We start from the raw sequence: 15,518 nt of genomic DNA, 5'->3' as shown, positions 1-15,518 counted from the left end.
GCAGAAAGTGGCAGCAGTGGCAGAGTTCATTTACCAAATGATTCACACCCGTAAATCCCTTGGTGACAAGGTGATTTTAGATGATGTGACAATGGCTTTCCTTCCGGGAGCCAAAATCGGCATGGTTGGTCCTAACGGAGCCGGCAAATCTTCAATCCTTAAGATTATGGCAGGTCTAGATGAGCCTTCCAATGGAGAGGCACGTCTAAGTCCTGGCTATACCGTGGGGATTTTGATGCAAGAGCCTGTGCTTGACGACAATCTCACGGTTAAAGAAAACGTGGAGCAAGGAGTAGGTCCGCTAAAAGCCAAACTCGATCGTTTTAACGAGATATCTGCGTTAATGGCCGATCCGGATGCCGATTTTGATGCCCTAATGGAAGAAATGGGGACTCTGCAAGCTGAGATTGACGCTGCCGACGGTTGGGATGTGGATTCTCAATTAGAACAGGCAATGGATGCCTTGCGCTGTCCACCCCCGGAGACACCGGTGTCGGTGCTTTCCGGTGGGGAGCGCCGCCGGGTCGCCCTCTGTCAGCTGCTATTAAAAGCTCCTGACCTGCTGCTCCTTGATGAACCTACTAACCATTTGGATGCCGAATCCATCCTGTGGCTAGAAAAGCATCTGCACTCTTATAAGGGAGCAGTTATCGCGATTACCCACGACCGTTATTTCCTAGATCACGTGGCAGAATGGATTGCGGAAGTTGATCGCGGGCGTTTATATCCTTACGAAGGTAACTATTCGACCTATTTGGAAAAGAAGCGCGAACGCCTGGAAATCCAGGGGCGTAAGGACGCAAAGCTTGCTAAACGTCTGAAAGAGGAACTGCAGTGGGTGCGGTCTTCAGCTAAGGGACGGCAAGCCAAATCCAAGGCACGTTTGCAGCGCTACGAAGAAATGCAGGCAGAGGCCAAGCGCACCAAGAAACTGGACTTTGAAGAGATTCAGATTCCGCCAGGGCCGCGCCTGGGAACCGTGGTTTTGCGCGCCGAGAACCTGTGTAAAGGTTTTGGGGATCGCCAGTTAATCAAAGACCTCTCGTTTAACTTACCCCCGAACGGAATCGTGGGGATTATCGGTCCGAACGGGGTGGGTAAAACCACTCTGTTTAAGACAATTGTGGGGCTAGAAGAACTCGATTCGGGAACTCTTGATATCGGGGAAACTGTGAAAGTCAGTTACGTCGATCAGAACCGCGCCGGAATTGACCCTGATAAGAGCCTTTGGGAAGTAGTATCCGATGGACTGGATTTTCTAGATGTGGGGGGAGTAACCATTCCGTCCCGCGCCTATGTGGCTTCCTTTGGATTTAAAGGTGCTGACCAGCAAAAACCGGCGGGAGTGCTCTCTGGTGGGGAACGCAACCGGTTAAACCTGGCGCTTACCCTAAAGCAGGGTGGAAACCTGTTGCTCTTGGACGAGCCGACCAATGATCTCGATGTGGAAACTTTAGCCAGCCTGGAAAATGCGCTGCTAGAGTTCCCGGGGTGTGCAGTGGTAATCACTCACGATCGCTGGTTCCTTGACCGGGTTGCCACCCATATTCTGGCCTGGGAGGGCACAGAAGATGACCCGGCAAACTGGTATTGGTTCGAGGGAAACTTTGAATCCTATGAAAAGAACAAGGTGGATCGCCTGGGGGCAGAGGCAGCTCGTCCTCATCGGGTAACTCACCGCCGATTACGCCGCGCCTAACCAACATAAAGCGGTATATTAAAGGCGTATTATTTCGTGAGCTAAGGACGGGAATCCAAAATGAGCGAGGAACAAGACTCCCTAAAACGGCTGGCAAGTGCTTACGGTATTGCACTTGACTATTGGGACTATGCCGGCGTTCATCGCTTTGTCTCGGATGAAACTTTGCGCGCGGTACTCAAATCAATGGATGTAGCTGCTGAAACGCCTACCCAGATAGCTGCTTCCTTGAACCTGGCAGAGGAACGTCCCTGGCATCGCGTCCTCCCCGAATCTATAGTTACCCGCAACGATGATCACTATTGGATTCGGGTACACGTTCCGCATGGTAAAGCCGTAACTTTGACGTTACATTTTGAGGAGGGCGGGTCTTGGCAGCTTCCCCAAATGGACGTGCTAGTTCCTCCGCGGGATATTAACGGGGTGCTAACCGGTGAAGCTACATTCGATATTCCTCCCGGGCAACCTCTGGGTTGGCATCGACTGACGGCGCAAATAGAGGGAGATGAGCGTACCTATGCCTGCCCAGTGGCGGTAACTCCGGCACGCTTGATTTTGCCGGATTTGCGGCAAGGACGCGCCTGGGGAGTGATGAGCCAGTTTTACGCCACTCCCTCTCGGGAATCCTGGGGAATAGGTGATGCCGCTGACTTGGCTAAAACCTGTCAATGGGCAGCTGCAAAGGGTGCAGATTTCTTGTTGATTAACCCGGTACATGCTTCCCAAGTGACCTTTCCCCTGGAAAACTCACCTTACCTTCCCTGTTCCAGGCGTTTTTGGAATCCGATTTATATTCGCCCCGATGCGATAAAAGAGTCTAAACTTCTTTCAAGTACGAACCGACAAAAGATTGAGCAGCTCCGGCAAGCAGCCCAGCTTAGTCTCGGTGAACAAGATTCAGAAGCTATACCCGGCAACTCTGACGTTAGTGCCGCTTTCTTCAGTGGTGATTTGATTAAACGTAACCCGGTTTGGGCAAGTAAATTGCAAGCCCTAGAAATTATCTATCAGGTTCCACTATCCGAAGAGCGAGAAGAAAACTATCAAGGTTTTGTTTCCGAACAGGGCACTGCGTTAGAGCAGTTCGCTACCTGGTGCGCCCTAACTGAAAAATACGGACTTAATCTGCCCGAAAAGTGGCAAAACCCTAGCGCAGAACAACTTGAAAAAGCTAATCATGAGCTGGGCGAGCGCCGTGAGTTCTATAAATGGTTGCAATGGATTTGCTACGGGCAGCTACGTCAAGCCCATGAAACAGCTATCGAATCCGGCATGAAGATTGGGGTAATGCACGATTTGGCGGTGGGAACCCACCAGCTTGGTGCTGATCATTGGAGTGACACAGATGTGTACGCCAAAGGGATATCAGTGGGTGCTCCGGCGGATATGTATAACCAGTTAGGTCAGAATTGGTCGCAGCCGCCGTGGCGTCCCGATCGCCTCGAACAGCAAGCCTATGAGCCTTTGCGTCGCATGGTGGCTGCTGCCGCAAAAATGGGGGGTGCACTTCGTATCGACCACGTGATGGGACTGCTGCGCCTATGGTGGATTCCAGATGGGATGCTCCCCAAAGATGGCACCTATGTACGCTATAACCATCAAGCGATGGTGGGGGTGCTGCTGCTAGAGGCTTACCGTCACCACCTGGTTATTGTGGGAGAAGATTTAGGTACAGTAGAACCCTGGGTACGCGACTACCTGCGCTATCGGGGGATTTTAGGCACCGGGGTACTGTTCTTTGAATTCGATGCTCCCGACCATTTGGTTCCACCTGCCGATTATCGCCGAGAACAACTGGCGGCAGTGAATACCCACGATATGCCGCCAGTAGCTGGCTATCTTACGGGGGAAGACCTGCGGGTACGGGAATCCTTAGATTTGTTGGATTCTTCTCGCGAAGAGGCGGAAGCTAATCAGGAACGAGTTTTTGGAGCGGTACGCCGCGCCCTAATCGAATATGCTGGTCTAGCCGAAGATGAGCAGGACATGGGCGAGATTATTAAGGCTCTTTACCGTTATATTGCCGCTACTCCCTCGCGCCTGTTAGTGCTGACTTTGGCGGATGCGGTCAAGGAGCAGCAAACCCAAAATCAGCCGGGAACAGAGTTTGAATACCCGAACTGGTGTGTTCCGCTGCGCGACGAGGACGGGAAAACCAAATTCTTAGAAGAAATTACCGCTGATTGCTTCGCTAATCAGCTGCTAGAAATGCTGGAAGCCCAGGTTCATCCCGTTTAATCAAGCGTTTAATCAAGCACTGGTGCGGAACTGAGCGGTCTAGAAAATGCTCACCTCCAGCTTTTCGGAAAATAGGGGAGCAGTTCTTCTAAACTGTGGGTAACTCTATTAGCCCCTGCCTCTAGCAGGTCATTCGGAGATTGGCTGGTAGCTACCGCATAGATTTTACCGACTCCGGCCCGGCGGGCTGAACAGATTCCGCTAACGGTGTCCTCTATTACTATGCACGAGGACGCAGATAGGTTCAGGGTGGCTGCCCCTAAAAGATAGGGTTCTGGGTGCGGTTTACCGTTGCTAATATCTTCCTGAGTGACGATTTTCAAATCAGCGGGAGAATGGAGCATTTGGGAGGCTAAAATTGCCCAGGTGCGCCACGCGGAAGTAACTAGACATTTCGGGACGTTTAGCTGCATGATTTTGCGGGCTCCAGCAAAGATACGGGGAGGGTCGCGCTGGATATCAACATAGGAGCGGGCTTCTAAACCTAGTGTTTCGGGGTCGAGACCTCTCCAAGGACCGGGTTCATTTTGAAATACTTCCGGGCCGGGACGCCCTTTGAAAATATCCAGTTCAGCTTCTGCTACCTGCCAGCCTTTGGCTTTAAACATTCGCCTATAGGCGGCCAGATGAGTGTGTTCAGAGTCGATTAAAGTGCCGTCTAGGTCGAGCAGCAGCCCTCTAAAACTGTTTTTGCTGGTTTCAGGGCGGGTGCTGTCTTTATCGGGGGAGGTAGCGACCTTGGTTTTAGGTGAGTTAGGGGAGATGGGAGGGTTTTGGGTGCCGGAATCGTTAGCGGGGCTATCATTTTCGAGAGGATGCATAACGCTCGCGGTTTAACGTAGTTTTTCTAGGTCGGCTGCCAGGTTGTCGGCGACCGAGCCTACGATTAGTTGAATAATGTGACCGGTTTTCACCACCCCTTTTACTCCGCTATCCGCTAATATATCTTCATTTAGCTTTAGCGGGTCTTTCAGCTCTATCCGCAACCGGGTGATGCAGGGTTCAATCTCGATAATATTCTCGGCTCCGCCTAGCCCTGCCAGCAGTTGTTCTGCCTGTTCCATGGATTTCTCCCCGCCTCGTCCTACAGGATTAATGGTTCAATAGCGACATTACCATCAATGCCCAACTCGCTTTGACCATGAATTAAAGCTCTAATGGAGACCCAGTTTCCACCTCCTGGTGATGAAGTTGCACCTCAAGCGGACGGCTTGAAACCTGCCGTCTTGGCGATACTCTTGCCGCAGTTTTCAACTATGAATTCCCGTAGCTTCTACTGGCGGAAAACTAACTTATGCGAAAATAAGGACATACTTTCGCATAAATGTGTCAAATTAAGGACATAGTTTCACATATTTGTGCTAAAATCAGGACATAACCTAAAAGGAGGGGCATCGTGGAACGGTTCCTCATGGATCAGTTACTCGCCTGGAAAGAATCGTCTCGGCGCAAGCCTTTGATATTAAACGGTGCGCGCCAAGTGGGGAAAACGTGGATACTGCGCGAATTTGGCAAACGCTACTTCAAGAACGTTGCCTACATTAATCTCGACCATAACCCCCGGATGAGCGCCCAGTTCAAGGTGGGTTTTGATACGAAACGATTGCTCCGCGCCTTTGAAATCGAAACTGGCGAAACCATTGCGCCTGGGAAAACCCTGATAATCCTAGACGAAATTCAAGAGTGTCCGCTAGCGCTCACCGCCCTCAAGTACTTTTGTGAAAACGAACCTCAGCAAGCGCTAGCAGTGGCCGGATGCCTACTGGGGATTACTTTTCACTCTGGCAGTGGGTATCCGGTAGGGAAAGTTAATACTCTGAATCTCTATCCGTTAAGTTTTCGAGAATTTTTGGACGCCACCGGTAACGACAAGCTGCGCGAACTAATCGATGAGGGCGATAAAGACCTGCTAGGCAGTTTCGCCTCCAAGCTGATATCACTATTGCGCCAGTATTACTTCGTCGGGGGGATGCCTGAGGCGGTTGCCACCTATGTTCATACCGAAAGTTTCCCGGAAGTTCGCGAAGTGCAGCGCAATATCTTGCAAGGATATGAACGGGATATGTCCAAGCATCTTACCGGTTTAGATATCCAAAATGCTTTGGAATTGTGGCATTCCATTCCGGTGCATCTGGGCAAAGAAAACAAAAAGTTCATTTTTGGGCAGATTAAAGACGGGGCTAGGGCGAAGAACTACCGCTCAGTGGTTACTTGGCTAACCCAAGCAGGGCTCACTCACAAAGTTTCACGCATCAAGAAGCCAGGGATTCCTTTAGCTGGATATCACGATTCGCTAGCGTTCAAGTTATTCCTGGTAGATGTGGGGCTGCTGGGGGCAATGTCGGATTTGGATGCAGCCAGCATTATTGATGGTAATGCGATTTTTACCGAGTTCAAAGGGGCGCTTACCGAGCAATATGTCTGCCAGCAGCTGATTACCGAAGGTGAATCCGCAGCCTATTACTGGTCGGCAGAGAATTCTCGCGGTGAAATTGATTTTTTGGTGCAAAGATCTGGACAAGTTTATGCGTTGGAAGTTAAAGCGGAAGAAAACCTGCGCTCGCGCAGTCTGCGCGCCTTTAGTGAACGCTATCCGCAGGCCGCCCGGCTGCGGCGCTTTAGCCTCTCTGGTTTTCGTGGCCAAGAATGGATGGAAAACGTGCCCCTTTATGCGATTGGAAATCCCCAAAACTGGGAGTAGTAGGCGCGGTTCCGGGGAGCTAGGATAAGAAAGATAGGAGAGGTTTTGAGACATACGGCTACGGACACCTTCATCCAGTTCTATGATTCTCCGCTGGGCGAGTTGGTAATGTCCAGCGATGGCAGCGCGCTGACTGGGTTGGGGCTGGCATCACAGCGAGCCGCGGTAGCAACTGCTGCGGGCGCTCGTCCTCGGGAAGAATCATTGTTGATATTCCGTGAAACTGCCCGCTGGTTAGATACTTATTTTCGAGGACGCGCGCCCTCGTTTACTCCAAAGATAAAGCTCTCGGGTTCGGACTTTCAAAAACGAGTTTGCGAAATTATGCTCACCATCCCTTTTGGGGAAACCGTCACCTATGGGGAAATCGCTGCCCAGATAGCGCGCGAGAGAGGAATCCCGCGCATGTCCGCGCAGGCAGTCGGGGGAGCGGTAGGAGCAAATCCGATTCTGCTAATTGTTCCTTGTCACCGGGTAATCGGGGTGGGCGGCAACCTCACTGGTTATGGCGCCGGCATAGAGCGAAAAATCCAGCTGCTAAAACTAGAAAAAGTCGATATGGAAAATCTATTCGTACCCAAGGAAAAGTCGCTGCCAAAAAAATAATAGGTGCCAAAGAAATAGCCGCTGCCAAAGAAACAGTCGATTACTAAAGAATCCGCGCCCTCACCGCGAAGAAAAATAGTGTTTCCTAAGGAACGCTACATAGGTGGTTGGAGTCCGGGGGGGGTAAATCATCTATTTCGGGGCTGAAAAATCAAATAAAACCCTGGTAATACATAGTTTAAACTTCCCGGATTCCACCTTGTCGCGGATATGTGTAGGCGAAGAAATGGGTATTGAGTAATTCTAATGAACTTGTTAGGGTAGACTTTGTTAGTTTGTCCTTACTAGAGATAGGCGAGTTGTAGTGAAACGAGAACCTAACCCCGTACGGAAAGTATTGGCTCTGTTGCTGACAATCTTCCTGGTGTCTGCCGGGGTGATTATGGATGGCGCTAAGTCGGTTGCATTAGAAAGTTCTTCGCAGATAACGGTAAAGGCAAAAAACAAAATAGATTCAACAATTACTGCCAACCAAGATGGATTAGTGGACGTTCTAGTCACGTTTCAAGATGATGCCCCAGATAGAAGGCTGGGGGAAGCTAAACGTTTGTTAGGCTCCCAAGCTTCTCCTGCGGCTATCTCGTTAAAAGCAGCACAGCTGCGTGCGCAAGCAGCGCAAAAATCAGCACAGGTGTTCTTAGCCAATAATTCTAAAGTTAAAAAATATGAGTCTTTAGAGATAGCAAATACTATCCGGGTATTAGGTAAACAAGAAATATTGCCAGGACTAGCAATGCTCTCACCGGTGATGAGCATAACCCCTAATAGACTGGCGCAAATGATTGTTCCGTCTAAAACCAGTCAAGCGGTAGGGGGGACTTCTCGTAGTGCAAGCATTAACCAAGAAGCAGAAATAGAAGCCAATTTACGGGCTATTCGCGTCGATAAAGTTTGGAAAGACAAAAACATTACCGGATCGGGAGTTACCATCGGTCTAATCGATCAAGGAGTAGATTATCAACATCCTGCATTGCGCAGCCACTTTCGCGGCTTTGATGCCAAGACTGGAAAGTTTGTTTTAAAGGGAAACTACATAGATTTTGTAGGCAGTGGAACAACTGACAATCATGGGACTCACGTTGCGGGAATCATGGTGGGATCCGAGATGCGTAAGACAGGTAATAAAACAGTTGAAGTGAATCGAATCGGAGTAGCTCCTGGGGCAAAATTTATTGCTGCCCGTGCTTTCCGTGATGGGGTAGGTGGAAGTAACGCCAATATTATCAAGGCGTGCCAGTGGATGCTTGCGCCGGGAGGGGATAGCGCGAAGGCTCCCCGGATTATTAATCAGAGCTGGTCGGATGGAAGTAATAAAGCAGATCCATGGCTGGAAGAAGTATCTAAAACTATTCGCGAAGCTGGTATTTTGAATGTTTTTAGTGCTGGAAATAACGGAGCAGTAAAAGCAGCTCCTGGTTCGGTAGATAATCCTGGTTCAATGCCGGGGGTGCTAAGCGTGGGAGCGGTTAATAATACGGGGAAACTGGCAGACTTTTCCCGCCGCGGTCCAAGCCAATGGAAAAATGCTGGAATAAAACCAGATTTGGTTGCTCCTGGGGTGCAGATCCGCTCGGCTTTGCCGGGAGGAAAATATGCTTCCTGGGATGGCACCAGCGGTGCCGCTCCCCACGTATCAGGTTTAGCAGCCTTGGTTTTACAAGCTAATCCCCAGCTATCGGTAAACGAGTTAGAAGCTATTTTGAAATCTAATACTCGTAATGGAACTGATGAAGAATATCCAAAAACCCCAAACTATGGATATGGGTATGGGGTGATAGATGCTTATGATGCTGTGCAATCAGCTCTGCAGAAAGCAGGAAAAACTCCGGGCGGCGAAAAACTTGGGAGCCTCAGTGGCACGGTGAGTGCCGCAACTACCGTAAATACCAAGCTACCGGCGATAGTGCAGCTACCTAAACAGGCGTATGTAAGTCGAAAACTGCCCGTGTTAGTCAATCTGCAAGAGCCAAATAAATGTAAAAGTATTTCTCTGTTACTCTCCAAAGACAAAGAAGAAGTAGCTCAAGAAAAACTGGCTATAAGCAGTGCTAACAATGAAAAATCCTACGAAATTTCCCTACCTGCGGAAAAAATAACAGCGCCGGGAAATTACGAAGTTAAAGTTCAAGTAGAGACTACCAGCAATAAAATTTATGAAACCTCCAAAGCCTCGGTGCAGGTGCAGGAGGCAATTCTTCCGGGCGGCTACTTTAATGATTTTGAAAAGTTTTCGACTGGAATAGATATGGAAGGAGATTTCCGGGTATCCACCGTAAATTTGCAGACAGATCCACGTCCGGTCACTGGAGAAAGGATTTTAGGGCTTAATCCCAATCAACATGGTATGGGTACAGCCGAACAGTCTACCTTCCAACTGCCCCGAATTGATCTAACCAAGGTAGTACCCAGCGATAAGGTGGAGCTAGTCTTCCAAGAAAATGCTAGTTGGGCTGGCGGGGTAATTGGTTTCCAAGCTGTTAGTGTCCCCAAAGCGCCTGGGGAAAAAGCAGAAGGGGTATTTAACTATCCCACCGAGCTAAAACAAGAGGGATGGATTGAGCGGCGTATCGATCTTTCAAAATTTGCGGGTAAAACCATCGATTTATTTGCTTTCAGTCTTAATAAGGGAGGAGTAAGCGGAGACGGTTGGTCGATTGATAATCTTTCTTTGCTTTTAAATGGGAAAGGAGCGAGTGCTAATACCGATCCCGTGCCGCAGACAGATTTACAGTTGAATCTGAAAGGCGAAAATCCTTCGGGACAGGAAGCGCTCGCAGCAGCAATTGAAATACCACAGCTAGGGTTAAAGCTTTTAGCAGATGAGAAAAGTGGAAAATATAGTATCCCTAAGATTCCTGCCGGAACATATGATGTTTATATTGGGCATTCAGGATATGCAACGCAAAAGCATTCGGTCAAAGTGCAGCCGGACAAAGATTTAAAACTAGATGTGATTCTGGAAAAAGAAAAGTCTGGTGACGCGGAAGAACCGGAAACAGAAAAATCGAAAAATTCAGTTCCTCCCGCAGATAAACAAGTCGGTCGCCGGGAGATAGCTTATGACAATAATAATCCGTTAGCCGGAGGAATCTTACATTCAAAGGTAGGACGAGGGGTCGCGATAGACGTTACCGGAGGAGAGGATACTCAGCTGCGAAAGGTTCATATTTTTGGAGCGGGAAATAATCCTTACCTGCAAGCAGGGCAAATGAGATTATCTGTAAAATCAGTCAATTCGCTTGGTCGCGTAATTGATGTGGTTAAACCGCGCCTAATAAAAATACTTCCTGGAAAATGGAATGAAATAGATCTTCTTTCAGATAAAATCGCGGGAAACCGCCAGCTGTATATTACGGTAGAACAAGTTTTCCCAAGTGGAAAGACTCCTGCTGTGGCTTTGGATGCTTCAGTGAGGCCAAAAACTGGGGCAGTTCAACATGCTTATTTGTACACTGGGGAATTCCTGCCTTTAATCAGTGGCGGTTACTTTGGGGCACCAATGATTCGAGCGGAATTTGGTACAACCGACCCTAACGATAAAGCTGTTAGTCCGGTTCAGCCCAAATTTGCCCCAGAGGTGAGCTTATCCCCAGTAGCTGATGCGCTAGTCTCCGATGAACAGAAACCAAAGGATTTACTAACTATTGGTGACTGGGAAATCAGCCCCTCTCGCGGCATGATTACTAAATGGCTAAAATTAAAAGAGTTCTTAGAAAAGCCCTCGGAACAGCAAAATCTAGAGATTCCCGAAGCAATCGGCGGCGTAAAAATCACAAGTATTGGAGCTGGAGTTTTCAAGAATCCTACTTGGGGGATAAAAAATGTAGCTAAAGTGCAAATTCCTGAAGGGGTTACTGAAGTAAACTCTGAGGCATTCTATAACCTAGGAATTAAAGAACTTAAGTTACCGAGTAGTCTGGAACGGATATATAGTAGCGCCTTTCAAAATCTGAATGCTACACAGTTGGAGCTGCCAGAGAATTTGCGCCATATCGGGGATAACGCCTTTGCCTATTGTCGTAAACTTAAAGAATTGAAAATACCTAATAGTGTAGAATATCTGGGCAGGGCAGCATTTGAAGAAGCTGAAAGTTTAACGCTATTGAAATTACCGAATAATCCTAAGTTTACAGAAATAGCTACGATGGCCTTCCAAAATGCCGAAAAGCTTAAACAGGTAGAAATACCGGATTCGGTGAAAATAATTAAACCTAACGCCTTTGCGCGACCTTTCGCATTTGAACGCGGGGGACTTGAGAATCTGACCCTACCGGAAGGTCTAGAGTCTATTGAAAATAATGCTTTCAGTGGCAATTCTCTCAGTCAGTTGAGAATTCCAGATTCAGTGCAGGAAGTGGCGGAATCTGCTTTTGAAGGAAACCAAATAGAGACCTTAATCTTTGGGGCAGAATTGAAAAAACTAGGGGCAAGTTCCTTCGAAGGTAACTCGTTAAAGAAAGTAGTATTCACCGAAAAAATTCAGACAGTGGGGAGACGGGCATTCGCCGACAATCCACTCGAAATGGTTCGTTTGAATCGTACGATTAAGCCTTATGATAAAAACCAGAAAATAGGTTTACGTGAATATGCCTTACCGAATACCATGAAAAGCTTGGAAGTCTATCGCGATGACCAGGTTAATAAGCAGATTAAGGAATCCTTGACCCGCGATGATGACACGTTGCCTGAAATTAAAGTTGTTTCGGATAAAGAAAAACAGTTTGAAGATAAAACTAATAAAATAGTCGGAAGGATTATTGCTCTTAATGCTGGTAAAGCCGCAAAGATGAAGGCGGAAGAACTACCTCAGACGGAATCGATAGTAGCTTCTCTTAATAGGCAACTGCTTGACAATCCATATCAAAAGTTGGAAGTTAAACAGATGCTGCAAGTTGATTTGCTAGACGCTGAGAAAGAGTCTGTTCCTTGGCTAGGTACCTTGAAAGTGAAGTTACCTTTGGAAGAAGATAGCTCAGTTTCAATCTACACCCGACCGTTGGGTAGCAAAGGGAACTGGAGCTTACGTACGGGTGATTATTCTCAGACGGGTTTTGCTGTCATAGATTTGTCAATTGCGAGTGAAATAGCAGTGGTGAAAAATGCTCTTAAGGTGCAGGATTTACCGGGAATAATAGACTACGGTTTCTTGGCTCCCTGGATGTCTCCCTATCGCGCGCCACTGCCGATGAATCCACACCCAGGTGCCTCTAATAATGAGGGTGAAAATAATGCTAGCCCCGGCAATGGCGGTATTTTAGAAAAAGCGAAGCCCAAAGAAGGCTCTACTGGGGGTAATAACAGAAATAAACGAGGTAATAGTTTAGTTAATACCGGTACATCCAGCGATTTGTTGGCATTGTCATTGGGGAGCGCGTTGTGCTTTATCGCGGGTGGAGCGTTACTTATGAGACGAAGGGAGAAAAGCCTCCGTTAATTTGTCCGCTCTGTTACCCAACGGAGGGCAGTTGCAGTGATAAATACCCAGCATTTGCGCCTGGTGGTGCATACATATTGTGAACTCAGGCGTAAGTGGTAATAGATTGAAAGGACTTGCTATTAATGCTGGCAAAACAGATTTAGGAATCTAATCGTTCGGAGAACCGCGCCCTGACCCTGAGTAGTAAAATCTGCTTGGCCTGCTAGTTTATTCTGTTAATACACTAGAATTGCCTGGTCATTGCGTTGAGGTCGCGGTAACCTACTGTAACGTACTCTAACAAACTACAGTTAGAGTAGCTGGTTGCCTAGAGCTTCGATTGCGGTAGGCGGCTAACTTTTAACGGGGCTGGAGGGCGAGGTCGAAGCCTTGACTGCGCACCGCGTTTAGCATTCCGCGCCGCAGGGGCGCGTCCCGCAACATAATCCGGGTGAGGCTATCGGTGAAAGTGTCTGAGCGTTTCCCGTTTGCCCGAGTGTCATAGTAGGTAGTCATTTCCTGGTCATAATCCGCGAACTCCTCCAGATAGGAGCCCTCAAAACAGTTATAGGAGTCCTCAAACATTCGCAGCTCCATCGGCATCCGTGGCTTGAGCTGCGGCTGTTGTCCCGGGTAGCCAAACATTACTCCCAGGGCGGGGAAAGTCAGTTTCGGCAGTTGCAAAATCTCAATCATCCTCTCTGGATTATTCAAGATTGACCCTAAGAAACAAGTACCCAACCCCAGGGATTCGGCGGCGTTCACCAAGTTTTGTGCCATCAGCACCGCATCGGTAAAGCCCTGTAAAAACCCGTCCATACCGCGCACATTTGCCGTGTTCTCACCTTTTTCCTCCACAATCCGGTAGGAACGGTATAGGTCAGTCAGGAAAATCCACAGCTGGGGAGCATCGGCAATATAGTCCTGTTTGGAAACTAAAGAAATCTGCCGTTTCTTTTCGGGGGCACTCACCTGGATTATCGAAGCCATTTGCACCCCACACGAGGTAGCGGTACGCCGAGTAGCCTCTTTTAGTTGCGCGAACACTTCTGGCGAGATTGGTTGAGAATCAAAACGCCGCACCGAGCGGTGAACCAACTGGTTTTGGATGGTTTCCGACATGAGTTCTCCTAAAATCCTCGCCTACCTTCGCCACCGGGGCTGCCGGTTTCCTTGCCGCTAAGTTTAACCTACCTGCTGGTTAACTCGCTAAGGTGACCAGGTGGGTAAGATAGCCGAGGACGATAACGGGGGAAGTCATGATTAGACCGATAAGAAATTTTCAAAGAGCCGCTATTGACCATCCTCATACGCAAAGTCTGGCCGGTCCCCTGGGGCATTTTTCATTGTCCGATACCTGGTCACTATCGCAACATTTAATGCTTCACCTGCAAGCACGCGGGGTAGTTAGCGGAGATAGGGTAGCGATTTGCAGCGCGAACAGTGAATATCACCTGTTGCTTTGGATTGCTTGTGACCAGATAGGTGCGGTTTTTGTGCCGCTTGCCAAAGCCGCTGCGCCTGCCGATTTACGGCAGATGGTCTCCGACTGTTCCCCGCGGTTGCTGTTTAGTGACCAGGAGGGGGAGTTACCACTAGAAGTTGCCGTCCCCGCTGCCGCAGAATCCGCGTCCTCCTCGGGGAGCGCCCTCGGAAAACCGCAGGTGATAAACCTGGCTTACCTGCATGAACAACTCCTAGCTGCCCATAGGAGAAATCCTTTTCTTCCCGGGGAGCTAGCCGGTGAGATTGCTCCGGTAACCCAGGGCGAGCTATCGGCAATCATCTATACTTCTGGCACTTCCGGCAGGCCGCTGGGGGTGGAACACAGCCGGGAAACCATGTATTGGGCGTGGGCGAACTATCGTGACGCTTTCGACTACCGCAACTCGGATACCGGGTTGGCGCTCGCGCCCCTATCCCATATCGGCGGGTTTAACGGCACCACCAACGATATTTTCTGTCACGGCGGAAAAATAGTAGTGATTGCGGGCTTTTCTCCGCTTTCCGCTGCCCGGATTATTCGCGACGAGCAAGTCACCATCGGGTTCGCGGTTCCCACTATGTTCACCGGAATGCTAGATGCCTTGGAGAAAGAGGCGGGGGAGGAACTTACGGAAAATCCGTTTCCGCATTGGCGTCGTCCTCTGATTGGAGGCGCGCCCCTGCCGGCAGTCTTAGCGTGGCGGATGGAAAAACTTGACCTGCGTCCTATCCAAGTATGGGGGATGACCGAGACCGGAGGCGCCGGCTGCTACCTGGGAATAAATGAATCTTTAGCGCACCCGGAGGCCGCGGGACGTCCCTTCACCTATTCTCAAGTGGCGGTGCGAGGTCAGGACGGAAAAGCGCTGCCTGCAGGTAGCCAAGGACAAATCACCATCGGCGGTCCGCAGGTATGTAAAACCAACTATCCGGGCAAAGCTATCAGCGCTATCGAAGGGCAAATTGAAACCGGCGATATCGGGTTTATCGGCGAGGACGGTTTGCTGCGCCTTAGCGGGAGGGCAAGTGACGTAATCATTAGCGGCGGGGAACACGTTTTTCCCGCGCAGGTAGAGGACGCGCTCTCAACTTTCCCCGGGATTGGGCAGGTCGCGGTAATCGGTTTGGAGGACGAATACTGGGGGCAGCGAGTGTGTGCAGTAATCACCGGAACCGCCACCCTCAAGGACATTAAAGCTTTCCTAACCGGCAAATTAGCCGCCTACAAAATCCCGAAACAAATAATCCAGGTAAGCGCGCTCCCGCTAAACAGCGCCGGAAAACTATCCCGCCAAACCCTCCGCCAGTCACTAGCAGCTCGCGGGGAGTAAGTTTTTCCTCCCGCCCAAGAATTCGGAAAAAGACCGTAGGCA

Annotated in this window: 9 protein-coding genes; 6 read left to right on the top strand and 3 right to left on the bottom strand. The window is 49.3% G+C overall.

Annotation, left to right across the window (positions count from 1 at the left end; all coding sequences use genetic code 11):
* Window positions 1-16: 16 nt before the first annotated feature.
* The gene (gene ettA / locus PG728_RS03645) at window positions 17-1,699 is read left to right on the top strand and encodes an energy-dependent translational throttle protein EttA (protein WP_072509824.1); all 1,683 of its coding nucleotides are present in this window, start codon (window positions 17-19) and stop codon (window positions 1,697-1,699) included.
* A gap of 60 nt (window positions 1,700-1,759) precedes the next feature.
* A complete protein-coding gene (gene malQ / locus PG728_RS03640; RefSeq protein ID WP_270625907.1) occupies window positions 1,760-3,937 on the top strand; it encodes a 4-alpha-glucanotransferase in 2,178 nt (725 codons plus the stop codon).
* A gap of 50 nt (window positions 3,938-3,987) precedes the next feature.
* Here malQ and PG728_RS03635 read toward each other — a convergent pair whose 3' ends face one another.
* Window positions 3,988-4,758 carry an HAD family hydrolase gene (locus tag PG728_RS03635; RefSeq protein WP_072509548.1) on the bottom strand — a complete coding sequence of 257 codons (771 nt, stop codon included), beginning with the start codon at window positions 4,756-4,758 and terminating at the stop codon, window positions 3,988-3,990.
* Window positions 4,759-4,770: 12 nt separating this feature from the next.
* A complete protein-coding gene (locus PG728_RS03630) occupies window positions 4,771-5,001 on the bottom strand; it encodes a PTS glucose/sucrose transporter subunit IIB (protein WP_270625905.1) in 231 nt (76 codons plus the stop codon).
* 332 nt (window positions 5,002-5,333) lie between these two features.
* Here PG728_RS03630 and PG728_RS03625 point away from each other — a divergent pair, with 332 nt between their 5' ends.
* From PG728_RS03625 to PG728_RS03615, 3 genes are all read left to right on the top strand, one after another.
* Window positions 5,334-6,638 carry an ATP-binding protein gene (locus PG728_RS03625; protein WP_270625904.1) on the top strand — a complete coding sequence of 435 codons (1,305 nt, stop codon included), beginning with the start codon at window positions 5,334-5,336 and terminating at the stop codon, window positions 6,636-6,638.
* A gap of 45 nt (window positions 6,639-6,683) precedes the next feature.
* Window positions 6,684-7,244: a methylated-DNA--[protein]-cysteine S-methyltransferase gene (locus tag PG728_RS03620; protein ID WP_270625903.1), complete on the top strand. Its 561-nt coding sequence runs from the start codon at window positions 6,684-6,686 to the stop codon at window positions 7,242-7,244.
* A 304-nt stretch (window positions 7,245-7,548) separates the two neighbouring features.
* A complete protein-coding gene (locus PG728_RS03615; protein ID WP_270625902.1) occupies window positions 7,549-12,678 on the top strand; it encodes a leucine-rich repeat protein in 5,130 nt (1,709 codons plus the stop codon).
* Between the two features lie 342 nt (window positions 12,679-13,020).
* On the opposite strand, the gene PG728_RS03610 is transcribed toward PG728_RS03615, so the two are convergent.
* The gene (locus PG728_RS03610) at window positions 13,021-13,782 is read right to left on the bottom strand and encodes an NADPH-dependent oxidoreductase (protein ID WP_270625901.1); all 762 of its coding nucleotides are present in this window, start codon (window positions 13,780-13,782) and stop codon (window positions 13,021-13,023) included.
* A 137-nt stretch (window positions 13,783-13,919) separates the two neighbouring features.
* Here PG728_RS03610 and PG728_RS03605 point away from each other — a divergent pair, with 137 nt between their 5' ends.
* Window positions 13,920-15,476, top strand: a complete 1,557-nt coding sequence (locus PG728_RS03605) for a class I adenylate-forming enzyme family protein (protein ID WP_270625900.1) — start codon at window positions 13,920-13,922, stop codon at window positions 15,474-15,476.
* Window positions 15,477-15,518: the final 42 nt, after the last annotated feature.

The organism is Varibaculum timonense, from assembly GCF_027694345.1.
Taxonomy (GTDB): Bacteria; Actinomycetota; Actinomycetes; order Actinomycetales; family Actinomycetaceae; genus Varibaculum; species Varibaculum timonense_A.
Note: the sequence above shows the minus strand (reverse complement) of the source record. Positions and strands in the feature narration are given on the sequence as shown.

Coding starts and splice junctions, on each gene's coding strand:
- malQ (WP_270625907.1), top strand. CDS start 1,760: ATGAGCGAGGAACAAGACTCCCTAAAACGGCTGGCAAGTGCTTACGGT.
- PG728_RS03635 (WP_072509548.1), bottom strand. CDS start 4,758: ATGCATCCTCTCGAAAATGATAGCCCCGCTAACGATTCCGGCACCCAA.
- PG728_RS03630 (WP_270625905.1), bottom strand. CDS start 5,001: ATGGAACAGGCAGAACAACTGCTGGCAGGGCTAGGCGGAGCCGAGAAT.
- PG728_RS03605 (WP_270625900.1), top strand. CDS start 13,920: ATGATTAGACCGATAAGAAATTTTCAAAGAGCCGCTATTGACCATCCT.
- PG728_RS03610 (WP_270625901.1), bottom strand. CDS start 13,782: ATGTCGGAAACCATCCAAAACCAGTTGGTTCACCGCTCGGTGCGGCGT.